This window comes from Streptomyces ardesiacus (assembly GCF_003112575.1).
GTDB lineage: Bacteria > Actinomycetota > Actinomycetes > Streptomycetales > Streptomycetaceae > Streptomyces > Streptomyces ardesiacus.
Genome location: NZ_BEWC01000003.1, coordinates 316,758 through 340,547, shown reverse-complemented (window position 1 = coordinate 340,547; position 23,790 = coordinate 316,758). Strand labels below are relative to the sequence as shown.

Here is a 23,790-nt window from a genome sequence, read left to right as displayed (position 1 = left end):
GGTCAGACGGGGAAGCGGCGGTCGACCCACCTCCACAGGAGCTCCAGGGCGGCCGCCGCGATCACCGCGACGCCCACGGCGGTCCACGGCATCGTCACCCCCACCAGCTTCAGCGCGAAGAAGCTCTGCAGCCACGGCACCACCAGCACCACCACGAAGGCCAGGCCCATGGCCGCCACCAACGCCAGCCGCCACCACGTGTACGGCCGCGCGATGATCGCCAGCACCCACATCGAGATCAGGAACAGGGTCAGCGTCGCCGCGCTCGTCTCGGCGTTCAGCGCGTCCGGACCGGTGTAGTGGTGCCGCGCGACCAGGTACGTCACGAAGGTCGCCGCACCGGCCACCACCCCGCCCGGGACCGCGTACCGCATCACGCGCCGTACGAAGTGGGGCCTGGCCCGTTCCTTGTTCGGGGCGAGGGCCAGGAAGAAGGCGGGGACACCGATGGTGAGCGTGGAGAGCAGGGTGAGGTGGCGGGGCAGGAACGGGTACTCCACCTGCGAGCAGACCACCAGGACCGCCAGGAGCACCGAGTACACGGTCTTGACCAGGAACAGGGTCGCCACGCGCGTGATGTTGCCGATCACGCGGCGGCCCTCGGCCACCACCGACGGCAGGGTGGCGAAGCTGTTGTTGAGCAGCACGATCTGCGCGACCGCCCGCGTCGCCTCCGAGCCGGAGCCCATCGCCACGCCGATGTCGGCGTCCTTGAGCGCGAGGACGTCGTTGACGCCGTCACCGGTCATCGCGACCGTGTGGCCGCGCGACTGCAGGGCGCCCACCATGTCCCGCTTCTGCTGCGGGGTGACCCGCCCGAACACCGTGCCCTCGTCCAGGGCACCCGCCATCTCCTCCGGCTCGGCGGGCAGCCGGCGCGCGTCGACGGTGGTGCCGGACAGCCCGAGCTTGGCCGCCACCGCGCCGACCGACACCGCGTTGTCGCCGGAGATGACCTTGGCGCGGACGTCCTGGTCGGCGAAGTAGCGCAGCGTGTCGGCGGCGTCCGGGCGCAGTCGCTGCTCCAGGACGACCAGGGCGGTGGGCTCGGCCCCCTCGGCGACCTCCGCGTCGTCCAGGCCGCGCCGGGCGCGGGCCAGCAGCAGGACGCGCAGGCCCTGTTCGTTCAGGCGCCCGGTCTCCGCGAGCGCCGGGTCGTCCTCGGCCAGCAGCACGTCCGGCGCGCCCAGCAGCCAGGTGCCGGTGGTGCCGTCGCCCTCGTCGAAGGCGGCGCCGCTGTACTTGCGGGCGGAGGAGAAGGGCAGCGCCCCCGTGCACGTCCACGCGCCGGCGGCACCGGCGACCGGGTAGGCGTCGATGATCGCCTGGAGGGAGGCGTTGGGCCGCGGGTCGGACTGGCCCAGGGCACCGAGCACGCCGCGGACGTGCTCCTCGTCGGCGCCGCCGAGCAGGCGCAGGCCGGTGACGTCCATGCCGCCCTCGGTGAGGGTGCCGGTCTTGTCCAGGCAGACGGTGTCGACGCGGGCCAGGCCCTCGATGGCCGGCAGCTCCTGCACGAGGCACTGCTTGCGGCCCAGCCGGACGACGCCGATCGCGAAGGCGACGGAGGTGAGCAGCACCAGGCCCTCGGGGACCATGGGCACGATGCCGCCGACGGTGCGCGCGAGCGAGTCGTCCAGCGTGTTGTTCTTGGCGAGCAGCTGGCTGAGGACCAGGCCGATCGCGGTGGGGACCATCATCCAGGTGACGTACTTGAGGATCGTGGAGATGCCGCTGCGCAGCTCCGACTGGACCAGCGTGAAGCGGGACGCCTCCTCGGCGAGCTGCGCGGCGTACGCCTCGCGCCCCACCTTGGTCGCCCGGAACGCGCCGCCGCCCGCGACCACGAAGCTGCCCGACATGATCGCGTCGCCGGGCCGCTTGACGACCGGGTCGGCCTCGCCGGTCAGCAGGGACTCGTCGATCTCCAGCCCGTCGGCCTCGGCGCACACCCCGTCGACGACCGCCTTGTCGCCCGGGCCGATCTCGATGACGTCGTCCAGCACGATCGCGGACGTACTGACCTCGGTGGGCTTCCCGTCCCGGCGGACCGTGGGGCGGGCCTCGCCGATCACGGCCAGCGAGTCGAGGGTCTTCTTCGCCCGCCACTCCTGGACGATGCCGATGCCGGTGTTGGCGAGGATCACGAAGCCGAACAGGCTGTCCTGGATCGGCGCGACGAACAGCATGATCACCCAGAGCACGCCGATGATCGCGTTGAACCGGGTGAAGACGTTGGCACGGACGATCTCGGCCAGGGAGCGGCTGCTGCGCACCGGCACGTCGTTGACCTGACCGCGGGCGATCCGCTCCGCGACGTCGGCCGCCGTCAGTCCGGTCGCGGGCGGAGGGCTGTCCACGGCGTGCGCGGGCGCGGGGTCGCGTCTGTCCGCGTCGAGATGCGTCATGCATTCGACGGTACGTGCGGTTCCGCCCCTCCACCCACCGGGCAGGGCGAAGATCCGACCTGGGTACGAGGGGTTCCGGCGCGGTCTGCTGCCCCGGTACTACCCCGGTACTAGGCGGTGGGGTGATCCGCCCGCGTGCCCTCGCCGTCCCGTGCGGCGGCCTGCCGCTTGAGCGCGGCGTCGCGCCCCCGGACGTACCAGATGCCGATCAGGCCGAGACCGGCACCGGCCAGGCAGGTCCACACCCACCAGGCGTGCCCGTGGTCGTCGAACCAGCCGTAGAAGGGGAGCTGCACCAGGAAGAGGACGAACCAGAGGACGGTGCCGCCGACCACGGTCGGTACCACGGGGCCCTCCAGGGGCTCCGGTGCCTCGTGCGTGGGTGTCCACTTCGTCATGCGTACAGCTTACGAGGAGCGCGCGGACGGGTTGACGGCGCGGCACCACCCCGGGTCTACGCGCGGAGATAGCGATCTGCGGCTCATACGTTCATACTGAACCCGTTTGTCTCTGACCGCTTTCATTCGTAGAAAACACCAAGAGGAACACCGACAAGGCCGTGGGGGAACCTGTTGGTGATGAGGTCCCCGCATGTCCACCTCGGCCACCGCCAAGGTCCCCCCGTCCCCCGAGCCGCCGGAGGACCGGCGGCCCCCGCAGAACGGTCTCGACCGTTACTTCAAGATCTCCGAGCGCGGCAGCACCCTGCCCCGTGAGATCCGAGGCGGCTTCGCCACCTTCTTCGCGATGGCCTACATCATCGTGCTGAACCCGATCATCCTGGGCAGCGCGAAGGACATGTACGGCCACCAGCTCGACAACGGCCAGCTCGTCACGGCGACCGCGCTGACGGCCGCCTTCACCACCCTGCTGATGGGCGTCATCGGCAACGTCCCGATCGCGCTGGCCGCGGGCCTCGGCGTGAACTCGGTCGTCGCCCTGCAGCTCGCTCCGCGGATGTCCTGGCCGGACGCCATGGGCATGGTCGTCCTGGCCGGCTTCGTCGTCATGCTGCTGGTCGCCACCGGTCTGCGCGAGCGCGTGATGAACGCCGTCCCCTACGGCCTGCGCAAGGCCATCTCCATCGGTATCGGCCTGTTCGTCATGATCGTCGGCCTCGTCGACTCCGGCTTCATCACCCGGATGCCGGACGCCGCGCAGACCACCGTCCCGCTCCAGCTCGGCGTCGGCGGCCACCTGCACGGCTGGCCGGTGCTGATCTTCGTCCTGGGTGTGCTGCTGACCCTCGCGCTGATCGTCCGCAAGACCCCCGGCGCCATCCTGATCTCGATCGTCGTGATGACCGTGATCGCGGTGATCGTCAACGCCGTCACCGAGATCCCGTCCTGGGGCCTGACCACCCCCGAGTGGCCCGGCAACCCCGTGGCCACGCCCGACTTCGGACTGGTCGGCCAGGTCAGCCTGTTCGGCGGGTTCGGCAAGGTCGGCGTCCTGACCGGCGTCCTGTTCGTCTTCACCGTGCTGCTGTCGTGCTTCTTCGACGCGATGGGCACGATCATGGGCGTCAGCGACGAGGCGAAGCTGACCGACGGCGAGGGCCAGATGCCGGGCATCAACAAGGTCCTGTTCGTCGACGGCGTCGCGGTCGCCGCGGGCGGTGCCAGCTCCGCCTCCGCCACCACCTGCTTCGTGGAGTCCACGGCCGGTGTCGGCGAGGGCGCCCGCACCGGCTTCGCCAACATCGTCACCGGTGCGCTGTTCGCCGTGGCGCTGTTCCTCACGCCGGTCGCCACCATGGTGCCGTCCCAGGCGGCGACCCCGGCGCTGATCGCGGTCGGCTTCCTGATCCTGGCCGGTTCGATCAGGGAGATCGACTGGTCCGACTTCACGATCGCCATCCCGGCCTTCGTGACGATGCTGATGATGCCGTTCACCTACTCGATCACCAACGGCATCGGCATGGGCTTCATCACCTTCTCGGTGCTGCGCCTGGCCTCCGGGCGGGGCCGTGAGGTGCCGGTGGCGATGCACGTGGTGTCGGCGGTCTTCGCCTTCTACTACCTGATGCCGGCCCTGGGCCTGACGTGAGACCCGCGGGGCCGCCTCAGGTGACCCCGTAGAACCGTTCCGTCTCCTCCACGGCGGACTGGAACCGCTCGTCGAAGTCATCCCGAATGAGCGTCCGGACGACATAGTCCTGGACGCTCATTCCTCTTTTGGCGGCATGGTCCCGGAGCCGGTCGAGCAGCTCCCTGTCCATCCGCAGGCTGAGCACGCTGGTCCCCATGAGCACGAGGGTCGCCGGGCCCGCCGGGTGACGCTCCGATTTCCGGAAACGACTCACTCGTACGGGTGAACTGTGGGTTTCAGTGGCGGGCGTCACGGGCACACGTGCGCTCCAGCGGTGGTATTTCGCGAGACTAATGAGTTACGCTAAGGAACATGCCGGACCTCAAGCATGGCGACGACGCCGCCGCCGTGAACTCCCTGCGCTCCGCCGTGATGCGGTTGTCCCGTCGGCTCAAGCACCAGCGGGTCGACGAGTCGCTCAGCCCCACCGAGATGTCGGTGCTGGGCACCCTGTCCAACTGCGGCAGCGCGACCCCGGGCGAGCTGGCCCGCAAGGAGCACGTCCAGCCGCCCTCGATGACCCGCATCGTGGCCCTGCTCGAGGCCAAGGGCCTGGTCCGGCTGGAGCCGCACCCCGAGGACCGGCGCCAGAAGGTCGTGACGCAGACCGAGCAGGCCGTGGTGATGCTCGAGGAGAGCCGCCGCAAGCGGAACGCGTTCCTGGCCACGCTGGTCGAGGGACTCGACGAGGACGAGTGGGCGAAACTGCGCGCCGCCGCCCCCGTGCTGGAGAAGCTCGCACACCGGTAAGCATTTTCGCGAGGAGGCGAACCCTTTTGAGTACGGGACCCGGAGCAGCTTCCGCCCCCGCACCCGACGGCCACGACGACCCCACCGGCACCCCCCGGACCCCTCGCAAGACGTCGATGTTCGCCTCCCTGAAGGTCAGGAACTACCGCCTGTTCTTCCTGGGCCAGGTCGTCTCCAACATCGGCACCTGGATGCAGCGCATCGCCCAGGACTGGCTCGTCCTCAGCCTCACCGGCTCCTCCGCCGCCGTCGGCATCACCACCGCCCTGCAGTTCCTGCCGATGCTGCTCTTCGGCCTCTACGGCGGCGTCCTGGTCGACCGCTGGCGCAAGCGGACCACGCTGCTGTTCACCCAGTCCGCGATGGCCCTGTCCGCGCTCGCCCTCGCCGTCCTCACCCTCAGCGGCCAGGTCCAGGTCTGGCACGTCTACGTCGCCGCCTTCGCGATGGGCCTGGCCACCGTCCTCGACAACCCCGCCCGGCAGTCGTTCGTCGCCGAGCTGGTCGGCCGGGACCAACTGCAGAACGCGGTCAGTCTGAACTCGGCCAACTTCCAGTCCGCCCGCCTGGTCGGTCCCGCCGTCGCCGGTGTGATGATCACCGGCGTGGGCACCGGCTGGGCGTTCCTCGCCAACGGCCTGTCCTTCGTCGCGCCGCTCACCTGCCTGCTGCTGATGCGCGCCCGCGACCTGCACGCCGTGCGGCGCGCCCCGCGCGGCAAGGGCCAGCTCCGCGAGGGCCTGCACTACGTCGCCGGCCGCCCCGAGCTGATCTGGACCATCGTGCTGGTCGGCTTCATCGGCACCTTCGGCTTCAACTTCCCGGTCTTCCTCTCCGCCTTCGCCGACGACGTCTTCCACGCGGGCGCCGGGGCGTACAGCCTCTTCAACACCCTCATGGCCGTCGGCTCGCTGGCCGGCGCCCTGCTCGCCGCCCGCCGCGGCACCGCCCGGCTGCGTGTCCTGATCGCCGCGGCCCTCGGCTTCGGCGCCCTGGAGATCGTCGCGTCGGCGGCGCCCGAGTTGTGGCTCTTCGCGCTGCTGATGGTCCCGATCGGCGTCTTCAGCATGACGGTCAACGTCACCGCCAACACCAGCATCCAGATGTCCACCGACCCGGCCATGCGGGGCCGCGTGATGGCCCTCTACATGATGGTCTTCCTCGGCGGCTCCCCGATCGGCGCCCCGATCGTCGGCTGGGTCACCGACGCCTACGGCGCCCGGGCCGGCTTCGCCGCGGGCGGCGCGGTGGCGGCCGGCGCCGCACTCGTCATCGGCCTGGTCCTGGCCCGCGTCGGCAACCTCCGCCTGTCCGTCGGCTGGCACCGCGGCCATCCCCAGGTCCGCTTCGTGCCCCGGGACCGGCGGGAGGCGCTGGCGCCGGTGGCGTAGGACGGGGGCGTTCCCGGTCAGCCGCGGGGGAAATCGTCGGTCTTGAGGGTGAGGCCGACGACGGTGCGGGTGAGGTCGATGTCCTCGCCGAAGCCGAAGCCGACGCACGCGTGGTACTTGCCGTCCTCCGGCAGGGTGTGCAGGTGCCACTCCCCGGCGTAGGGATCCACGATCAGGTACACCGGGACACCGGCGGCGGCGTAGGCGTCCTTCTTGGGTCCGTGGTCGTTGCCGGCTGTGCTCCGGGAGACGACCTCGGCGACGAACTCGACGTCCTCCGGTCGCCAGTGCCCCTTGTCGTCCTTCCGGGCTCCTTCGGCCAGGGCCACGACGTCGGAGGCGAAACCGTTGAGATAACCGGGGTAGTCCATACGGACGTCGGACTTCACGCGCTTGCGGGGATACTTGGTCCGCAGTTGCTCGACGATGTCCAGAATGATGTCCCAGTGGGTGTCCCGCTGCGGCGTCATGAAGATGTGACCCCCGACGATCTCGGTCTTGTATCCCTCGGGGACGGGCATCTTCTCAAGCCACTCGAACATGACGTCCAGAGTCAGCTCGGTGCTCTCTTCGGCCATCTCGATCCTGTCGTCAAGGACGGTCATCGTGGCGCTCCTCCCCGGCTGCCCCCGACGCGAGTGCAGCCGCGCGGTACAACGATACGCACGGTGACCAGGGCACGCGCGGACGTACACGTGTTCTCCGGGGAAGACTGACCGGCATGAGACTGTTCGCCGCCGTGCTGCCCCCCGAGGACGTCACCGCCTCCCTCGCCGCCGAGGTGGCCGCGCTGCGGCGGCTGCCCGCGGCGGACGGGCTGCGCTGGACCGGGCGGGACGGGTGGCACCTCACGCTCGCCTTCTACGGCGAGGTCGACGACGGCCTCGTCCCCGACCTGTCGGCCCGCCTGGAGCGGGCGGCGCGCCGCACCGAGCCCTTCGAGCTGGCGCTGCGCGGCGGCGGGCAGTTCGGGCGCGGCAGGGCCCTGTGGGCGGGTGCGCAGGGCGACCTCGCGACGCTGCGGCTGCTGGCCGGCCGCGCGGAGTCGGCGGGGCGCAGGGCGGGCCTGGCGATGTACGGGCACCGGCGCTACACGGCGCACCTGACGCTGGCCCGCAGCCGGCAGGCGCACGACGTACGGCCCTGCGTCGAGGCGCTGGCCGGATTCGCCGGGCCCCCCTGGACGGTGACGGACCTGGCGCTGGTGCGCAGCACCCTGCCCGCCTCGGGCGTGCCGGGCGAGCAGCCCCGTTACGACACGGTCGCCCGCAGTCCGCTCGGCGCCTCCGGTTAGGCTCGGGGGCGTGGACCCGAAGACCCGTAACCGGATCATGGCCGGTGTGCTCGTGCTGATGCTCGTCGTGGTGGCGGTGGCGGCGGCCCTCGGCTGACCCGCCCGGGGGCGGCCGCCCCCCCCGCTCACCCCGCTGCCGCCCCGGCTACCAGGCGAAGGCCTCCGGCGACGGCCCCGGCCCCGGGAAGACCTCGTCGAGCCCGGTCAGCAGCTCGTCCGACAGCTCCAGCTCCACGGCGCGCAGCGCCGACGCGAGCTGCTCGGCCGTGCGCGGGCCCACGATCGGGCCGGTCACGCCGGGCCGGGTCAGCAGCCAGGCCAGCGCGGCCTCGCCGGGCTCCACCCCGTGCTTGTCGAGCAGGTCCTCGTACGCCTGGATCTGCGCCCGCTTCGCCGGGTCGGCCAGCGTGTCGGCCGCGCGCCCGGAGGCCCGGCGCCCGCCCTGGACCTCCTTCCTGATCACCCCGCCGAGCAGCCCGCCGTGCAGCGGCGACCACGGGATGACCCCGAGGCCGTACTCCTGCGCGGCCGGGATCACCTCCATCTCGGCGCGGCGCTCGGCCAGGTTGTACAGGCACTGCTCGCTGACCAGGCCGATGGTCCCGCCGCGCCGGGCGGCGGTCTCGTTGGCCTGCGCGATCTTGTACCCGGGGAAGTTCGACGACCCGGCGTAGAGCACCTTGCCCTGCTGGACCAGGGTGTCGATCGCCTGCCAGATCTCGTCGAACCCGGTGGCGCGGTCGATGTGGTGGAACTGGTACAGGTCGATGTGGTCGGTGCGCAGGCGCTTCAGGCTCGCGTCCACCGCCCGCCTGATGTTCACGGCGGACAGCTTGTCGTGGTTGGGCCACGCCTCGCCGTCGGCGCCCATGTTGCCGTACACCTTGGTGGCGATGACGGTCCTGTCGCGCCGGTCGCCGCCCTGGGCGAACCAGTTGCCGATGATCTCCTCGGTACGGCCCTTGTTCTCGCCCCAGCCGTACACGTTGGCGGTGTCGAAGAAGTTGATGCCGGCGTCCAGCGCCGCGTCCATGATCGCGTGACTGTCGGCCTCGTCGGTCTGCGGACCGAAGTTCATGGTGCCGAGGACGAGCCGGCTGACCTTGAGTCCCGTGCGTCCGAGCTGCGTGTACTTCATGGTTCCCAAGCCAACGACGTGGAGTGCGCTCCAGGCAAGCGGGTGCGGCCGGTCGGTCGCGGGGGAATGTGTCGGGCCTGGGGGTGGGGCCGAGGACGGTGTCGGCGAGGTCCGGGTCCTGCCCGAAGGAGGACGCCGCGGGCCGCTGGGCGCGGGGCTCCTACGAGCAGGCGGCGTACGGCCCGCCCAGCCCCCACTCCTCGTACAGCGCCTCAGCGAACGCCTCCGCGATCCGGTGTTCGCCGCTCTCGTTGGGGTGCGTGCCGTCGTAGGTGTCCGTGTGGAAGTCGTACGCCGGCGGGGCCGGGACGAGCAGCAGCGGGGCGCCGGGGTCGTCGAGGTCGGTGACGGTCTTGGTGAGGAGTTCGTTGAAGTGGGCGACCTGCTCGGCGAAGGTCTCGTCGGCGTCCACCCGGATGTTGTGCAGGACCGGCATCACGGCGATGCGGACCCGCGGGTTGGCCGAGCGGGCGGCGGCCACGAAGGCGCGGACGTTGGCGGCGGTCTGCTCGGCGTTGGTGTAGAAGCCGAGGTCGATCAGGCCCAGGGAGACCAGGAGGACGTCCGCGCGGCAGGAGCGCACCGCCTCGCCGATCAGCGGGGTCATGTGGTGCCAGCCCTCGCCCCAGCCGGCCAGGTGGGCACGGGGGAAGGCGGGTTCGGCGTAGGCGTACGAGGTGGGGGCGTCCGTCACCCGGTCGTGGAGGGTCTCGCGCGGACCGACGAAGGTGAAGGGGCGGCCGTGGGAGTCGCGCAGGTGCTGCCACAGCCGGTAGCGCCACGTGTGTTCGCCGGCGCTCCCGATCGTCATGGAGTCACCGACGAACATGAACCTGAGCATCCGCTCATCATGGACGATCGGCCCGGTCGACGCGATGTGAGCCCTCCCACGCACCTGGCCGCCGTCGTGAACGCCCGTGCGGGATGGCAGGCTTGGCGCATGCGCCGACCCTTCGCCCTCCTCGCCTCGGCCCTCCTCGTGGGCGCGTTCGCCGTGCCCGCCTCGGCGGCGGACGGGGACGACGGCCCCGCCGGGAGCGACGGGTTCACGATCAAGGACCCGCGCATCACCGAGTCCAGCGGCCTCGCCGCGTCCCGCCTGCACCCCGGCGTCTACTGGACGCACAACGACCAGGACACCGGGCCCTACCTCTACGCCGTGGACGGCGCCACCGGCGAGACCGTCGCCCGCGTCGCCCTGTCCGGCGTCGGCACCCCGCGCGACGTCGAGGCCATCGCCATCGGCCCCGGCAACAAGATCTTCGTCGGCGACATCGGGGACAACGACGGCGTGACCTGGCCGCACGTGTGGATCTACGAGCTGCCCGAGCCGACGGAACTCAAGGACCAGACGGTGAAGGCGACGCAGTACGTCGTCACGTACACGGACGGTTCCCGCGACGCGGAGTCGATGCTGGTCCACCCGAAGACCGGCCGGGTCTACATCATCGACAAGCACGAGGACGGCGGGCACCTGTACGAGGGCCCGGCGAAGCTGTCGTCCTCCGGCACCAACATCTTCCGGCCCACCGTCCCGGTGGACCTCTGGGCGACGGACGCCGCGTTCTCCCCGGACGGTGAGCAACTCGCCGTGCGCGGTTACCTCGGGGGCATCTGGTACGACTGGAACGGCGGGAAGATCCGGCGCACGGGACGGATCAACGTGCCCCTGGGGCAGGGCGAGTCCGCCACGTACACGATCGACGGCAAGAAGCTGCTGCTCGGCATGGAGGGCGTCAACAGCCCCGTGAAGGCCCAGGACGTGCCCGGGCGGGCCGGCGGCGACTCCGGCGGCGGAGCGGGGTCCGGGTCCCACGCCTCGGGCGAGGGCTCCGGCGCGGCGGGCGGGGACACGCTCAAGATCGGCGCGGTCGGGCTGCTCGTCGCGTTCGCCGCGCTCTTCGGCCTACGCCGGGTCTTCGGGCGCCGCTGATCCGGGCGCCGCCGAGCGGCCGGGCCGCGTGACGGGCCCGCGCTCCGCCGGGGCCGGGGCGTCCGCGGCGGTGGGGGCGTCGGCCGGGGCGGGGGCGTCCGCCGGGGCGGGGGCGTCCGCCGGGGCGGGGGCGTCCGCCGGGGTGCGGTGGTCCGTCGCCCGTCGGGAGGCCACCAGCGTCTCCAGCCCGTCCAGGATGCGCTGGAGCCCGAACTCGAAGTGGTCGAAGCCCCCGCCGAAGGCGTCCTCCGAGAGGGAGGCCAGCACGGGGTAGCGCCCGCTCGTCATGGCCTTCACGAGCACCGGCTCCTGGGCCCGCCAGAACTCCGCGTCCGTCAGGCCGGAGCTGCGCTCGGCCTCCCGCTCGTACACCTGGGTGCGGGCGGCCCCGACGACGTACCCGTCGATCATGACGATCACCGACACCAGCTCGGGGTCGGTCAGGCCCATCGGCCTGATCCGGGCGAGCACCTTCTCCATGCTGTCCAGGGCGGCCGGGCCGAGGATCGGGCGGGACTGGTTGACCTCCAGCAGCCAGGTGTGGCGGCGGTAGAGGGCGAGCGTGGCGTGGCCGAGCGCGTGGAGCGCCGAGCGCCAGTCGCCGTCGCCGAAGCCGGCGGGGTCGTCGGACGGGCGCTGCACGCGGTCCAGCATGAGGTCGAGCAGCTCGGCCTTGCCGGGGACGTAGCGGTACAGCGACATCGTGCCGGTGCCCAGCTCGGTGGCGATCCGGCGCATCGAGACGGCGCGCCCAGACCCTCCCGGTCCGCGACCTCGACGGCGGTCTCGACGATCCGGTCCAGCGTCAGGCCGGGCCTCGGCCCCCGGCTGGGGCGCCGGCCGGTGTCCCACAACAGTTCGAGGGTGCGGCCGATGTCGCCGCCGCCGCTGGTCTCCGTGCCGCGAGTCACCGGGTGCACCGATCTCGACGTGTTGAGCACCTGGCTGGACCGGTCCCTCAGCCTGGCGCGCGCCGAGGAACTGTTCGCCGACGGGTAGGGCCGTCCGAACACGCGAAGGGCGCCCGGCGACGTGCGTCACCGGGCGCCCTCTTGCACGTCGTCGCCGGAGGCTAGAGCTTCTCGATCACGTAGTCGACGCACTTCGTCAGTGCCTCGACGTCCGACGGGTCGATCGCCGGGAACATCGCCACGCGGAGCTGGTTGCGGCCGAGCTTGCGGTACGGCTCGGTGTCGACGACGCCGTTGGCGCGCAGCACCTTGGCGACCGCGGCGGCGTCGATGTCGTCGGCGAAGTCGATGGTGCCGATGACCTGGGAGCGCTTGGCCGGGTCGGAGACGAACGGGGTGGCGTACTTGGACTCGTCGGCCCACGTGTACAGGCGGTTCGAGGAGTCCTTGGTGCGGGCCGTGGTGAAGTCCAGGCCGCCCTGGCCGTTCATCCAGTCGAGCTGCTCGCCCAGCAGGAAGAGCGTGGCCAGCGCAGGGGTGTTGTACGTCTGGTTCTTGCGGGAGTTGTCGATCGCCGTCGGCAGGGAGAAGAATTCCGGGACGTGCCGGCCCGAGGCGTGCACCCGCTCGGCGCGCTCCAGCGCGGCCGGGGAGAAGAGGCCGATCCACAGGCCGCCGTCGGAGGCGAAGGACTTCTGCGGGGCGAAGTAGTAGACGTCGGTCTCGGAGATGTCCACCGGCAGACCGCCCGCGCCCGACGTCGCGTCGACCAGGACGAGGGCGCCCTCGTCGGCGCCGGCGACGCGCCGGATGGGCATCGCGACGCCGGTCGAGGTCTCGTTGTGCGTGAGGCCGTACACGTCCACGCCCGCCTCGGCGTGCGCCTCGGGGTGGGTGCCCGGGTCGGCGGAGACGACGGTCGGCTCGGCCAGCCAGGGGGCGAGCTTGGCGGCCTTGGCGAACTTGGAGGAGAACTCGCCGAAGCTCAGGTGCTGCGACTTGTTCTCGATCAGGCCGTGCGTCGCGACGTCCCAGAACGCGGTGGAACCACCGTTGCCGAGGATCACCTCGTAGCCGTCGGGGAGCCGGAACAGCTCGCGGATGCCCTCACGGACCTTGCCGACCAGGTTCTTGACGGGCGCCTGGCGGTGGGAGGTGCCGAGCAGGGACGTACCGGTGGCGGCCAGGGCGTCCAGCGCCTCCACCCGCACCTTGGAGGGACCCGCGCCGAATCGACCGTCCGCGGGCTTGATGTCAGCAGGAATCTGGATCTCAGCCACGAGCCGGAGGGTATCGCCTCGGCCAAACCGGACGAAGACATGTCCGTCCGATGAGACGAGATCTCCGCCGTGCGGACCTGTAGGGAGCTACGAGCGCCATGCTGGAGGGCATGACGGATCTGGAGGCAGCACTGCGCGGGGCCGTCCGCGGCGAGGTCGGGTTCGACGTCACCGCCCGGGCCCTGACCACCATGGACGCGTCGAACTACCGGAGGGTCCCCCTCGGTGTCGTGGCGCCGAGGGACGCCGACGACGTGGCGGCCGTGCTGGAGGTGTGCCGGGAGCGCGGCGTGCCGGTCGTGGCGCGCGGCGGCGGCACCTCGATCGCCGGGCAGGCGACCGGCACGGGGGTGGTGCTGGACTTCACGCGGCACATGAACCGGCTGCTCGCCCTCGATCCGGAGGCGCGCACGGCCGTCGTGCAGCCGGGGCTCGTCCTCGACCGGCTCCAGGACGCCGCCGCCCCGCACGGGCTCCGGTTCGGACCCGACCCCTCCACCCACAGCCGCTGCACCCTCGGCGGCATGATCGGCAACAACTCCTGCGGCTCCCACTCGGTGGCCTGGGGCACGACGGCGGACAGCGTGCGCGAGCTGTCCGTGCTCACCGCGCGGGGGCAGCGGCTGCGGCTGGGGCAGGAGTGGGCCGGGGCGCCCGAGGGGCTGCGGGAGCTGGTGGACGGCGACCTGGCCCGCCTGCGCACCGGTTTCCCCGACCTCCCGCGCCGCATCTCCGGCTACGCGCTGGACGCCCTGCTGCCGGAGAGGGGCGCGGACGTCGCCCGCTCCTTCTGCGGCTCGGAGGGCACCCTGGGCGTGCTGACGGAGGCGGTCGTGCGGCTGGTCGAGTCCCCGCGCGCGCGTGCGCTGGCGGTGCTGGGCTACGCCGACGAGGCGGGCGCGGCCGAGGCGGCGGCCGGGCTGCTGCCGCTCGGCCCGCTGACGGTGGAGGGCATGGCGGTGGACCTGGTGCCGTCCACGCAGGGGCTGCCCCGGGGCGGCGCCTGGCTGTTCGTGGAGACCGGCGGCGACACGCAGGCGGAGGCACGCGCGCGTGCGGAGGCGGTCGTGGCGGCGGCGGACGTCGTGGACGCCCTCGTCGTCACCGACCCCGCGGGGCAGCGGGCGCTGTGGCGGGTCCGGGAGGACGCGAGCGGTACGGCGACCAGGATGCCGGAGGGCTCCGAGGCGTGGCCGGGGTGGGAGGACTGCGCGGTGCCCCCTGCCCGCCTGGGCGGCTACCTGCGCGACTTCCGGGCGCTGCTGACCGCCCACGGACTGCGCGGCACGCCGTACGGGCACTTCGGCGACGGCTGCATCCACGTCCGTATCGACTTCGACCTGCTCACGGAGGCCGGGATCGCCCGCTTCCGCCGCTTCTCGGAGGAACTGGCGGACGTGGTGGTGGCCCACGGCGGCTCGCTGTCCGGGGAGCACGGGGACGGACAGGCACGGGCGGAACTGCTGCCGAGGATGTACGGCGCGCAGACCGTCGCCCTCTTCGAGCGCGCGAAGGCCCTCTGGGACCCGGACGACCTCCTCAACCCCGGCATGCTGGTCCGCCCGGCCCCGCTCGATGCGAACCTGCGCTTCTCCGTCCTGCCGCGCGAACCGGTGGACGTCGCGTTCGGCTACCCGTCCGACGGCGGCGACTTCTCGGCGGCGGTGCGCCGCTGCGTCGGGGTAGCCAAGTGCCGTACGACGTCGGTGTCCGGGGCGGACGTGATGTGCCCGTCCTTCCGGGCGACGGGCGAGGAGGAGCACTCCACGCGGGGCCGCGCCCGCCTGCTGCACGAGATGCTGGCCGGCGACCTGGTGACGGACGGCTGGCGGTCGGCAGAGGTCCGGGACGCCCTGGACCTGTGCCTGTCCTGCAAGGGCTGCCGCTCCGACTGCCCGGTCGAGGTCGACATGGCCACGTACAAGGCCGAGTTCCTGCACCACCACTACGAGGGGCGCCGCCGTCCCGCCGCCCACTACGCGCTGGGGTGGCTCCCGGTGTGGCTGCGCTGGGCGGCGCGGACCCGGACGGCGCCGGCCGTCAACGCGCTCGCGTCGGTCGGGCCGTTGGCCGCGGTGGCGAAGCGGCTGGGCGGGATCGCGCGGGAACGGGAGGTGCCGAGGCTCGCGGGGGAGACGTTCAGCAGGTGGTGGCGGAGGCGGGGCGGACCGGGTGGGGCGGGGGACCTGGTGGTCCTGTGGCCCGACACGTTCACCGAGCACCTGTCGCCCTCCGTGGGCCGGGCGGCCGTACGGGTGCTGGAGGCGGCCGGGTTGCGGGTGGTGCTGCCGCCGACGCTGGGGCGGGGGCCCGCGGTCGGGGACGGTACGTCGAGGTCGGCCCTGGCGCTGCTGACGGCCCGCCGGGGGCGGGTGTGCTGCGGGCTGACGTACGTCTCGACGGGTCAACTGGACCGCGCCCGCGCGGTGATGCGCCGCACGCTGGACCTGATGGCCCCGGTGCTGGAGACGTCCGCGCCGGTCGTCGTCCTGGAGCCGAGCTGTGCGGCCGCCCTGCGCACGGACCTGCCCGAGCTGCTGCACGACGACCCGCGCGCGGCCCGGCTCGCCTCGCGCGTCCTGACCTTCGCGGAGGCGCTGGAGCGCCATGCCCCCGACTGGAGGCCGCCGGCCGTGAACCGTCCGGCGGTCGGCCAGACCCACTGCCACCAGCACGCGGTCCTGGGCGACGCGGCCGACCGCCGGCTGCGCGGGGCGGCCGGCCTGACCGGCGAGTTGAGCGGCGGCTGCTGCGGACTCGCGGGCAACTTCGGTTTCGAGGAAGGCCATTACGAGGTGTCGGCCGCCTGCGCGGAGGACCACCTGCTCCCCGCCGTGCGCGAGGCACCGGACGGAGCGGTGGTCCTCGCGGACGGCTACTCCTGCCGGACCCAGCTGGAGCAACTGGCGGGGGTGCGGGGGCGGCATCTGGCGGAGGTGCTGGCGGAGGGGCTGGGTGAGGGCGGGCGCGGGTGACGTCTTCTCCAGGTCCGCTAGGGCCGGTGGAACTCCACCTCGGGGTGGGCGGAGGTGGGGCTCTGGAGGAGCGGCTGGGGGATGCCCCGCAGGTGGAGGTCGAAGAAGGCCCGGACGTAGTCGCGGGTGATGTACCACCCCCGCTCACCCGAGAGGGGAACCTCCGGATCGGCCAGCCCCAGCCGATCGGCCAGCCAGGGGATGTCGGTGAAGGAGAAGTGCCCGGCCCCCGCCACGGTCAGCCAGCGTTTCCAGCCGCGCAGGCGGCCCCAGGTGGCGGCCCAGTCGCTGCCGGTGTGGGCGGGACCATGGACGTCCTCGGCGCCGACCATCATGAACGGACGCCGGCCGAGCCCGGACCCCGCGTCGCGTACGAAGAACCCCCCGTCGAGGTTGACCCCCGCCCGTACGCGACGGTCGGCGGCCATCGTCGCCATGGCGGCCGCCCCGCCGATCGAATGCCCGGCAACGCCGATGCGCTGCGCGTCGATCACGTGAGCGAGTGCCCCCGCTCGCCGGTGACCCGTCAACTCGTCGATCACGAAGGACAGGTCCGCGGCCCGGCCCTGCACGACCGCCGCCTCCTCGACATCGGCGCCGACCCGGTCGCAGGCCACGCAGGACGGGACCCGCCCGCCGGGGAACTCCGTGCCGACGGACTCGTAGGCGTGGTCCACGGCGGCGACGACGTAGCCGCCGGCGGCCAGTTCCCCGGCGAGTGCGGTGAGCGTGGTGCGCGGCATGGAGAAGCCGGGGGACAGGAGGACCAGGGGGAAGCAGCCCGGCGCGGGGGGTGCGTCGACCCGCGCGTGCGTACGCGTTCCCGCGACCGTCGTGGCCGGTACGACCCCGGCGAGCCCTTTCGCCTCCAGGAGCCGTTGCGCCTCGCTCTCGGTCATGTACGCCGCCGGAGCCCCGCCCGACGGACGTGCCGGGTAGGACACGGACACCATCAGCTCCCTGCCGCGCGCCGTCGGCACCCAGGGATCGGCGCGGTGCCGGTCGACGAGGTGCAGGGTGCGGCGGCCCACGGGGCGGTGACCGGAGGGGGAGGGCAACGCCAGTACGGCGGCGGGTGCCGACGACGCGGGGGCCGCTCCGAGGAGGGGGACGGACAGACCTCCCGCGAGCAGCGCGGTCAGGACGGTCCTGCGTGAGGTGTTCGATCTGCTGGGCATGCGGTCGAAGTTAGACGCCTGACGCCGCCCAACGCGTCGGCTCCTGGCGGTACTTGGGCGTACGACTGACGCCTGACAGGCGGGGTCCCGGATGGCGCCGTGGTATCAGTTCCGGCCCCCGGAGCCTGCGCCCCCGGCTCCCGGCCGGGGTCCGGACCGGTCCCGCGCGCGGGCAGAGGCACCACGGGTGTTCCGGCCGGCCCACACGCCGGGCGGCCCGAGAGGCCGGAACCGGGAGCCGGTGCCCTCGCGTGATCGTTCGTATGGATGGTTCGGACGATCAGGCGGCGGCGCGGCAGCGACGGTTCGGCGGGCGGGGCCGGCTGGTCGGGGGCGGGGCGGCCGTCGTCGCCCTGGTGGTCGCCGCGGGGTTCGTGGTCGCCGGCGGCGGGGCGGACGGCATCGCCTCGCCGTACGCGTGCGGGACCGGCGGAGCCCGGGGCACCGCGGCCGGCGCGCACGCCCCGGAGGGTGCCGCCGACTTCGACGGGGACGGGCATCCCGACCTGGCCCTCGGGTCGATGGGGAGCGTGGAGGGCGGGGCCGGCGGCGGGAGCATCGAGGTCGTCTACGGGGCGGGGGAGGGGACGGCCGTCGCCCGGTGCCAGTACCTGACGCAGGACGACGCCGGGATACCGGGGAACAACCGCGACGAGGCCTTCTTCGGGACGGACGTCGTGGCGCGGGACTTCGACGGGGACGGGTACACCGACCTCGCCGCCTCGGTCTTCGACTGGAAGCCCAGTGTGATCATCATGTGGGGGTCGCAGGACGGCCTCTCCCGTGCCGTCCGGGTGCCGGGGACGGACGTCAGCCACGTCGCGTGGGACAACGACCCGATCCTGGACGAACAGCTCGTCGCCGGGGACTTCGACGGGGACGGTCACCCCGACCTGGTCTTCGGGCTCGGCTCCGGCAAAGGGCTGCTCAAGGGGCCCTTCGGGCGCGACGGCACCCCCGCCGGGACCGGCCGCGTCCCCGCCCCGCGCCGGCCCTCCCCCGACGTCGGCAACGCGCTCTACGGCGACCTCCTCGCCGGGGACCTCGACGGCGACGGCGTCGACGACCTCGTGAGCTTCCACTCCGCCGACCCGGAACCGGAGGCGCCCTGGGCCGACTTGAACCGGCCGGTGAGCTACCTGCGCGGCGGCCGGGACGGGTTCACGCAGCCCGCGGGTGTCCGCCTCCCCGACGCGGGGACCGGCGCGGTCGGCGACGTGGACGGCGACGGCATCGACGACCTGGTGCTGAGCCCCCGCGGGGGTGACGCGAGCCGCAGCTCGGTGACGGTGGTGTACGGGACGCAGGACGGGCCGGGGCGGCGCAGGACGACCGTCGACCGGGACACCCCCGGAGTGCCCGGCGCGGAGCCCCAGGACGAGGACGCCGTCTTCACCGGCCTGGACACCGGGGACGTCAACGGCGACGGGTACGCGGACGTGGTCGCGGGGGCCCCTCGGTGGGACGTGTACGGCAAGCCGGGGCCGGAGCAGGTGCTGTTCCTGGCGGGCGGGCCGGACGGGCTCGTGGGCGAGTGTGCCCGGCTGTTCGACGGCGACGACCTCGGCGCCGCCCCGGGCGGGGCCGCCGACTTCGGCACCGCGGTGGGCCTCACCGACCTGGACGGCGACGGCCACGCCGACCTCGTGGTGACCGCGCCGGGCAGCGACACGGTGGACGGCGTCGCGTACCTGCTGCCGGGCACCGCCGACGGCCCCTCCGCCTCGGGCGTCACGCGGCTGTCCGGGGACGCCTTCGACGACACCGAGGGGCTGGGGCTGCTGATGGGCGGGGGAACGCTCGCGCACTAGGACGGAATCCGACCTAGATGGTTCCTAACGTGGTTCTCGACCGACGGAGCAGGAACACCGGAAGGCGGAGACCAGCCATGACCCTCGACGCGTCGACCACCAGCGAGCCGACCACCACCCCCGACCAGACCACCCCCGACCGAACCACCCCCGACGCGGCCCAGGCCCCGGCCGTCACCGGCGAACGGGCCGACCTGCTGGCGATGCTGGCCAAGCACCGGCACTTCCTGCGCTTCACCACCCGCGACCTCACCGACGAGCAGGCCGGGCTCCGGACCACCGCCAGCGAGCTGTGTCTGGGCGGCCTGATCAAGCACGTGGCCGCGGTCGAGCGGAACTGGGCCGAGTTCATCGTGAAGGGCCCGTCGGTGATGGGGGACTTCACCGCCATGACCGAGGCCGACTGGGCCCGGCGGGCCGACGAGTTCCGGATGCTTCCCGGCGAGACGCTGGCCGGTGTGCTGGCCGACTACGCCGAGGTGGCCCGCCGGACCGACGAACTGGTCGTCACCCTGCCGGACCTGGACGCCACGCAGCCGTTGCCGAAGGCCCCGTGGTTCGAGGCCGACAGCGAGTGGTCGGCCCGCCGGGTGCTGATGCACGTCATCGCCGAGACCGCCCAGCACGCCGGTCACGCCGACATCATCCGCGAGTCCCTGGACGGCGCCAAGAGCATGGGCTGACCGGCGGAGTCCGGCCGGGGCGCGTCACGAGGCGGTACTTCAGGCGGGTGGCCGACGGCGTCCCGACGGCCCCGGCCCGCGGACCTCAGGGAACCGTCTCGCCCCGCACCAGCGGGCCGCACACCGGCTGGGCGTCCTCGGGGAGGTCGTCCGGGCGGCACCAGCGGGCGTCCAGGATCTCCGACGGGTCGAGGCGCAGTTCGCCGCCGACCAGGCGGGCCTCGAAGGCCACCTCCAGGCGGGTGCGCAGGCCGCTGTTCAGCATGACCAGCCGGCCCACCTCCACGTCGAGGCCGGTCTCCTCCTTGACCTCGCGGACCACGGTCTGCCGGAAGTCCTCGCCCTGGTGCGCGAAGCCGCTCGGCAGACCCCACTGGCGGCCCGGCGCCCACATCCGGTGCTTCAGCATCAGCACCCTGCCCTCGTCGTCCCGCACGACGCCGGTCACGCCGACCACGAACTTGGCGTTCACCAGCCACATCACACGGCTCTGCACGGGGCGCAGCAGGCGCCAGAGGCGGGTCAGGAGTCGTCTCACAGGGCGGACGGTACCCGGTCGGTCCGCGGGTCGGCCGGGGCGGTCCCGCCCGCACCGCGGACGCGCTTTGACAGGCGGCGCCCGGGCCCGGACAGTTGCGTAAGAGCGCTACGCGCCTGACAGAGGGTGCGGTCGAAACTCCTGCCGGGATTCCGGGGGTGTCCATTACTCTGTACTTGGCAGTGCAGCTTGATGAACGACGACGCCCTCGCACACCGTCCCGGAGCCCCCGTGAGTACCCCCAGCGCCACCCCCGGTGCCGCACCCGGCACACCGTCCCCGGCCGCCGCTGCCGGGGCCGCCCCCGACGTCGCGTCCGCCGCCGGCCGTACGCCGGTGCCGGACGGTGCGCCGGGAGGGCGGTTCGGTTCCCTCGGGCCGGTCGGCCTGGTCCTCGCCGGGGGCATCTCCGTGCAGTTCGGTGCCGCGCTGGCGGTGAGCCTGATGCCGCGGGCCGGGGCGCTCGGCGTGGTGACCCTGCGGCTGGCCGTGGCCGCCGTCGTCATGCTGCTGGTCTGCCGGCCCCGGCTGCGCGGGCACTCCCGGGCCGACTGGGGCACGGTCGTCGTCTTCGGCATCGCCATGGCCGCCATGAACGGCCTCTTCTACCAGGCCGTCGACCGCATCCCGCTCGGCCCCGCCGTCACCCTGGAGGTGCTCGGCCCGCTCGCCCTGTCCGTCTTCGCCTCCCGCCGCGCGGTCAACCTCGTCTGGGCCGGGCTCGCCCTGGCCGGCGTCTTCCTGCTGAGCGGCGGCGGCTTCACCGGCCTGGACCCGGCCGGTGCCGCCTTCGCCCTGGCGGCGGGCGCGATGTGGGCGGCGTACATCGTCTTCAGCGCCCGCACCGGGCGGCGTTTCCCGCAGGCCGACGGGCTGGCCCTGGCGATGGCGGTCGGGGCGCTGCTGTTCCTGCCGCTGGGGATCGCCGAGTCGGGGTCGAAGCTGGTCGACCCGGTGACGCTCGGACTGGGCGCCGGTGTCGCCCTGCTCTCCTCCGTGCTGCCCTACACCCTCGAACTCCTCGCCCTGCGCCGCCTGCCCGCGCCGACCTTCGCCATCCTCATGAGCCTGGAGCCCGCCATCGCCGCCGCGGCCGGTTTCCTCATCCTCGACCAGGCCCTGTCCGCCACCCAGTCCGCCGCCATCGCCCTGGTCATCGCGGCCAGCATGGGAGCGGTGCGGACCCAGGTGGGACGACGGAGGGTGAAGGCGCTCCCCGAGGTGCCCCAGGGTTAGGTACCGGGCGCCGGGCGCCCGCGAGTGCCGGACGGCTCGTTGCGGGCCGTTGTCGGTGACCTGCTGGCCAAGGGGCTGCTCGTCGCGGAAGGCGCACACCTGGTCGCGGCGGACGACGGGCGGGAGCTGATCGCCGCCCTCGCCGCGGCGACCGCGCCCGTCACCGCGCGCATCCGGGGCGGGATCCCCGCGGAGGACCCGGCCGCCACCGGCCGTGTCCTCGCGCTGGTCACCGAGCGCGCCAACGCCGAACTCGCCGCCCTGACGGCCGGACGACCGCCGGCCGCGGGGGAGCGGCCCCCGGCGTCCCGGTCACCCCGCCCGAGCCGGGCGGCCGTCGCAACGCATAGGCTGCGCACCTGGTCAGCTCATCGGGATCACGGGGAGGGAACCGATGAATCACCCGGCCGAGGTCTTCCAGCCCTTGCAGGACGACGACCCGCGCACCGTGGCCGGTTACCGTCTCGCGGCCCGGCTCGGAGCGGGCGGCATGGGGCGGGTCTACCTGTCGCACACCCGGGGCGGCCGGCCCGTGGCCCTCAAGGTCGTACGGTCGGAACTGGCCGACGACCAGACCTTCCGGCGGCGTTTCGGCCGGGAGATCAAGGCGGCCCGGAAGGTCAAGGGCGCCTACACCGCCGAGCTGATCGACGCCGACCCCGACGCCACCCCGCCCTGGCTGGCCACGCTGTACGTGCCCGGCCCCGCCCTGTCGGACGCCGTCGCCCGCGGCGGACCCCTGCCGGTACCCGCGGTGCTGTGGCTGATGGCCGGGGTCGCCGAGGCGCTGCAGGCCATCCACGGCGCGGGGATCGTGCACCGGGACCTCAAGCCCGCGAACGTGCTGCTGGCCGCCGACGGACCGCGGGTCATCGACTTCGGCATCTCGCTCGCCGCCGACAGCACCGCGCACACCGCCACGGGCACCACCATCGGGACGCCCCAGTACATGGCCCCCGAACAGGCCACCGGGGGTGCCGTCACGGCGGCCACCGACATGTTCTCCCTCGGGCAGACGGCCGCCTACGCGGCACTGGGCAGGCCGCTGTACGGCGACGGCCCGGCCGCCACCGTGCTCTACCGGATCGTCCACTCCCAGCCCGACCTGTCGGAGCTGCCCGAGCGCCTGCGCGACGTGCTCGGCCGGTGCCTGGCCGCCGACCCCTTGGACCGGGCCACCCCGGCGGAGATCGTCGAGTGGTGCCGCCGGGAACTGGGCCGGGACGACGCCGGGGAAGCGGCGGGCCAGGCCGTGTGGCGGGAGATCGCCGGGCCGCCGGTGACGGTTCCGCCGCCGGTCGCGGCCACCGGACCGGCGACCCTCGCGGCTCCGGTCGCGGCCCCCGGGCGGACCGCGCCGCACACGGCGCCGTGGACCGCTCCGCAGGGGACCGTCCCGCAGGGACCCGTCCCCGTGCCCTGGCCGAGTGCCGGACCGGGCGGGCCGCTCGTGCCGCGGCGGCCGGACGGGCCGGAGGAGCGGAAGCGCCGCAGAAGACGCGCCGTCCTGGTGTCGGCCGCCGCCGTCGTCGCGTGCGGCCTGGTGATCGCGGCGGGGTCGGCCCTCCTCGACGCGGCGGGACGGGGCCTCGACCGGGCCCGCGACGCGTCGGCGTCCGCCTCGGCCTCCGCCTCGGCGTCCGCACCGGCACCCGACTCCGCGTCCGGCACGCCGCGTCCGGCGGCGGGGGGATCGGCGGGGGCCGGGGAGGCGGTGTCGGGTGCCGGCGCGGAGGCCGGCGCGTCCGCCGAAGGCTCCGACGGCTCCGCCGCCGGGACGGCGACGCCTCGGGCCCACGCCTACGGCGGACTGCTGGTGAACGGTGACAACTCGATCAGCCTCTCCGAAGGCACGATGCGCGAGGACCGCAAGGGGGACATCCGGTTCGACTGCGCGAACGCGAGCTGTGCCCTGGAGAGCGACTCCAGCGTCTTCATGATGCTGTTCGGTGACCCGGGCGCCACCTATGAGGAGTGCCGCCGGATGACCGCCGGACGGGAGCCGTCCCATCGTCTTCCCCTGGCCGCCGCATCCGCCGGCCAGGAGATCTGCGTCAGGCGCGACAACGGGGACATCGCGTTGCTCGTCGTCCAGGTGAAGTCGACCGCCATGCCGGACTCCGCCTTCGTCACCGTGGACACGACCGTCTGGCCGGCGAAAAGGGACTGAGCC

General features: G+C 73.2%; 20 protein-coding genes and 1 pseudogene. 11 read left to right on the top strand and 10 right to left on the bottom strand.

Translation table 11 applies throughout. The annotated features are described in order from the left end of the window. Positions 1-2: 2 nt before the first annotated feature. Both Sdi02f_RS14395 and Sdi02f_RS14390 read right to left on the bottom strand, forming a co-directional pair. Positions 3-2,408, bottom strand: a complete 2,406-nt coding sequence (locus Sdi02f_RS14395; protein ID WP_108933373.1) for an HAD-IC family P-type ATPase — start codon at positions 2,406-2,408, stop codon at positions 3-5. A gap of 110 nt (positions 2,409-2,518) precedes the next feature. Continuing rightward, complete coding sequence (locus tag Sdi02f_RS14390) at positions 2,519-2,806, bottom strand: DUF2530 domain-containing protein (RefSeq protein WP_030399346.1); 288 nt, start codon at positions 2,804-2,806, stop codon at positions 2,519-2,521. Positions 2,807-2,999: 193 nt separating this feature from the next. Here Sdi02f_RS14390 and Sdi02f_RS14385 point away from each other — a divergent pair, with 193 nt between their 5' ends. Further along, positions 3,000-4,457, top strand: coding sequence for an NCS2 family permease (locus tag Sdi02f_RS14385; protein WP_030399345.1), 1,458 nt, complete (start codon positions 3,000-3,002; stop codon positions 4,455-4,457). A 16-nt stretch (positions 4,458-4,473) separates the two neighbouring features. On the opposite strand, the gene Sdi02f_RS14380 is transcribed toward Sdi02f_RS14385, so the two are convergent. Further along, positions 4,474-4,662: a hypothetical protein gene (locus tag Sdi02f_RS14380; RefSeq protein ID WP_030399344.1), complete on the bottom strand. Its 189-nt coding sequence runs from the start codon at positions 4,660-4,662 to the stop codon at positions 4,474-4,476. 149 nt (positions 4,663-4,811) lie between these two features. On the opposite strand from Sdi02f_RS14380, the gene Sdi02f_RS14375 reads away from it, so the two are divergent. Both Sdi02f_RS14375 and Sdi02f_RS14370 read left to right on the top strand, forming a co-directional pair. Then, positions 4,812-5,249, top strand: coding sequence for a MarR family winged helix-turn-helix transcriptional regulator (locus Sdi02f_RS14375; RefSeq protein WP_007450858.1), 438 nt, complete (start codon positions 4,812-4,814; stop codon positions 5,247-5,249). A 26-nt stretch (positions 5,250-5,275) separates the two neighbouring features. After that, the gene (locus tag Sdi02f_RS14370) at positions 5,276-6,640 is read left to right on the top strand and encodes an MFS transporter (RefSeq protein ID WP_108933372.1); all 1,365 of its coding nucleotides are present in this window, start codon (positions 5,276-5,278) and stop codon (positions 6,638-6,640) included. A gap of 17 nt (positions 6,641-6,657) precedes the next feature. Here Sdi02f_RS14370 and Sdi02f_RS14365 read toward each other — a convergent pair whose 3' ends face one another. Then, positions 6,658-7,245, bottom strand: coding sequence for a Uma2 family endonuclease (locus Sdi02f_RS14365; protein WP_031083574.1), 588 nt, complete (start codon positions 7,243-7,245; stop codon positions 6,658-6,660). A gap of 116 nt (positions 7,246-7,361) precedes the next feature. On the opposite strand from Sdi02f_RS14365, the gene thpR reads away from it, so the two are divergent. Further along, positions 7,362-7,934 carry an RNA 2',3'-cyclic phosphodiesterase gene (thpR, locus tag Sdi02f_RS14360; RefSeq protein ID WP_108933371.1) on the top strand — a complete coding sequence of 191 codons (573 nt, stop codon included), beginning with the start codon at positions 7,362-7,364 and terminating at the stop codon, positions 7,932-7,934. 145 nt (positions 7,935-8,079) lie between these two features. On the opposite strand, the gene Sdi02f_RS14355 is transcribed toward thpR, so the two are convergent. Then, a complete protein-coding gene (locus tag Sdi02f_RS14355) occupies positions 8,080-9,072 on the bottom strand; it encodes an aldo/keto reductase (RefSeq protein WP_030399340.1) in 993 nt (330 codons plus the stop codon). Between the two features lie 160 nt (positions 9,073-9,232). Next, positions 9,233-9,913, bottom strand: coding sequence for a GDSL-type esterase/lipase family protein (locus Sdi02f_RS14350; protein WP_108933370.1), 681 nt, complete (start codon positions 9,911-9,913; stop codon positions 9,233-9,235). A 99-nt stretch (positions 9,914-10,012) separates the two neighbouring features. Here Sdi02f_RS14350 and Sdi02f_RS14345 point away from each other — a divergent pair, with 99 nt between their 5' ends. Then, positions 10,013-11,005 (top strand): WD40 repeat domain-containing protein, encoded by a 993-nt coding sequence (locus Sdi02f_RS14345; protein ID WP_167458174.1) that lies wholly within the window; start codon positions 10,013-10,015, stop codon positions 11,003-11,005. A gap of 144 nt (positions 11,006-11,149) precedes the next feature. On the opposite strand, the pseudogene Sdi02f_RS14340 reads toward Sdi02f_RS14345, so the two are convergent. Beyond that, positions 11,150-11,916: pseudogene (locus Sdi02f_RS14340) on the bottom strand (TetR/AcrR family transcriptional regulator); the annotation flags it as partial. Between Sdi02f_RS14340 and Sdi02f_RS36735 the strand changes: the two are divergent. After that, positions 11,879-12,004 (top strand): hypothetical protein, encoded by a 126-nt coding sequence (locus tag Sdi02f_RS36735; RefSeq protein ID WP_281262864.1) that lies wholly within the window; start codon positions 11,879-11,881, stop codon positions 12,002-12,004. The pseudogene Sdi02f_RS14340 and the gene Sdi02f_RS36735 sit on opposite strands and share 38 nt — an antisense overlap. A gap of 73 nt (positions 12,005-12,077) precedes the next feature. On the opposite strand, the gene serC is transcribed toward Sdi02f_RS36735, so the two are convergent. Continuing rightward, positions 12,078-13,196 (bottom strand): phosphoserine transaminase, encoded by a 1,119-nt coding sequence (gene serC, locus Sdi02f_RS14335; protein ID WP_108933368.1) that lies wholly within the window; start codon positions 13,194-13,196, stop codon positions 12,078-12,080. 110 nt (positions 13,197-13,306) lie between these two features. Here serC and Sdi02f_RS14330 point away from each other — a divergent pair, with 110 nt between their 5' ends. Next, positions 13,307-16,171, top strand: coding sequence for an FAD-binding and (Fe-S)-binding domain-containing protein (locus tag Sdi02f_RS14330; protein WP_108933430.1), 2,865 nt, complete (start codon positions 13,307-13,309; stop codon positions 16,169-16,171). Positions 16,172-16,188: 17 nt separating this feature from the next. Here the strand turns inward: Sdi02f_RS14330 and Sdi02f_RS14325 are convergent, their stop codons facing one another. Continuing rightward, positions 16,189-17,349 (bottom strand): alpha/beta hydrolase family protein, encoded by a 1,161-nt coding sequence (locus tag Sdi02f_RS14325; RefSeq protein ID WP_031186107.1) that lies wholly within the window; start codon positions 17,347-17,349, stop codon positions 16,189-16,191. A 263-nt stretch (positions 17,350-17,612) separates the two neighbouring features. On the opposite strand from Sdi02f_RS14325, the gene Sdi02f_RS36730 reads away from it, so the two are divergent. Both Sdi02f_RS36730 and Sdi02f_RS14315 read left to right on the top strand, forming a co-directional pair. Next, positions 17,613-19,160: an FG-GAP-like repeat-containing protein gene (locus tag Sdi02f_RS36730; protein WP_108933367.1), complete on the top strand. Its 1,548-nt coding sequence runs from the start codon at positions 17,613-17,615 to the stop codon at positions 19,158-19,160. A 77-nt stretch (positions 19,161-19,237) separates the two neighbouring features. Further along, a complete protein-coding gene (locus tag Sdi02f_RS14315; protein ID WP_030399332.1) occupies positions 19,238-19,843 on the top strand; it encodes a DinB family protein in 606 nt (201 codons plus the stop codon). An 85-nt stretch (positions 19,844-19,928) separates the two neighbouring features. Here Sdi02f_RS14315 and Sdi02f_RS14310 read toward each other — a convergent pair whose 3' ends face one another. After that, positions 19,929-20,381: an NUDIX hydrolase gene (locus Sdi02f_RS14310; RefSeq protein ID WP_053663744.1), complete on the bottom strand. Its 453-nt coding sequence runs from the start codon at positions 20,379-20,381 to the stop codon at positions 19,929-19,931. Positions 20,382-20,612: 231 nt separating this feature from the next. On the opposite strand from Sdi02f_RS14310, the gene Sdi02f_RS14305 reads away from it, so the two are divergent. Next, positions 20,613-21,617 carry an EamA family transporter gene (locus Sdi02f_RS14305; RefSeq protein WP_167458173.1) on the top strand — a complete coding sequence of 335 codons (1,005 nt, stop codon included), beginning with the start codon at positions 20,613-20,615 and terminating at the stop codon, positions 21,615-21,617. Positions 21,618-22,011: 394 nt separating this feature from the next. Beyond that, a complete protein-coding gene (locus Sdi02f_RS14295; RefSeq protein ID WP_108933366.1) occupies positions 22,012-23,787 on the top strand; it encodes a serine/threonine-protein kinase in 1,776 nt (591 codons plus the stop codon). Positions 23,788-23,790 lie beyond the last annotated feature (3 nt).

What these genes read in the sequence shown, in the direction of transcription:
- Sdi02f_RS14385 (WP_030399345.1), top strand. Translation starts at nt 3,000, where the DNA reads ATGTCCACCTCGGCCACCGCCAAGGTCCCCCCGTCCCCCGAGCCGCCG.
- Sdi02f_RS14325 (WP_031186107.1), bottom strand. Translation starts at nt 17,349, where the DNA reads ATGCCCAGCAGATCGAACACCTCACGCAGGACCGTCCTGACCGCGCTG.
- Sdi02f_RS14295 (WP_108933366.1), top strand. Translation starts at nt 22,012, where the DNA reads ATGAATCACCCGGCCGAGGTCTTCCAGCCCTTGCAGGACGACGACCCG.
- Sdi02f_RS14350 (WP_108933370.1), bottom strand. Translation starts at nt 9,913, where the DNA reads ATGCTCAGGTTCATGTTCGTCGGTGACTCCATGACGATCGGGAGCGCC.
- Sdi02f_RS14395 (WP_108933373.1), bottom strand. Translation starts at nt 2,408, where the DNA reads ATGACGCATCTCGACGCGGACAGACGCGACCCCGCGCCCGCGCACGCC.
- Sdi02f_RS14315 (WP_030399332.1), top strand. Translation starts at nt 19,238, where the DNA reads ATGACCCTCGACGCGTCGACCACCAGCGAGCCGACCACCACCCCCGAC.
- Sdi02f_RS14355 (WP_030399340.1), bottom strand. Translation starts at nt 9,072, where the DNA reads ATGAAGTACACGCAGCTCGGACGCACGGGACTCAAGGTCAGCCGGCTC.
- Sdi02f_RS14390 (WP_030399346.1), bottom strand. Translation starts at nt 2,806, where the DNA reads ATGACGAAGTGGACACCCACGCACGAGGCACCGGAGCCCCTGGAGGGC.
- thpR (WP_108933371.1), top strand. Translation starts at nt 7,362, where the DNA reads ATGAGACTGTTCGCCGCCGTGCTGCCCCCCGAGGACGTCACCGCCTCC.
- Sdi02f_RS14330 (WP_108933430.1), top strand. Translation starts at nt 13,307, where the DNA reads ATGACGGATCTGGAGGCAGCACTGCGCGGGGCCGTCCGCGGCGAGGTC.
- Sdi02f_RS14375 (WP_007450858.1), top strand. Translation starts at nt 4,812, where the DNA reads ATGCCGGACCTCAAGCATGGCGACGACGCCGCCGCCGTGAACTCCCTG.
- Sdi02f_RS36730 (WP_108933367.1), top strand. Translation starts at nt 17,613, where the DNA reads ATGGATGGTTCGGACGATCAGGCGGCGGCGCGGCAGCGACGGTTCGGC.
- Sdi02f_RS14365 (WP_031083574.1), bottom strand. Translation starts at nt 7,245, where the DNA reads ATGACCGTCCTTGACGACAGGATCGAGATGGCCGAAGAGAGCACCGAG.
- Sdi02f_RS14345 (WP_167458174.1), top strand. Translation starts at nt 10,013, where the DNA reads ATGCGCCGACCCTTCGCCCTCCTCGCCTCGGCCCTCCTCGTGGGCGCG.
- Sdi02f_RS36735 (WP_281262864.1), top strand. Translation starts at nt 11,879, where the DNA reads ATGTCGCCGCCGCCGCTGGTCTCCGTGCCGCGAGTCACCGGGTGCACC.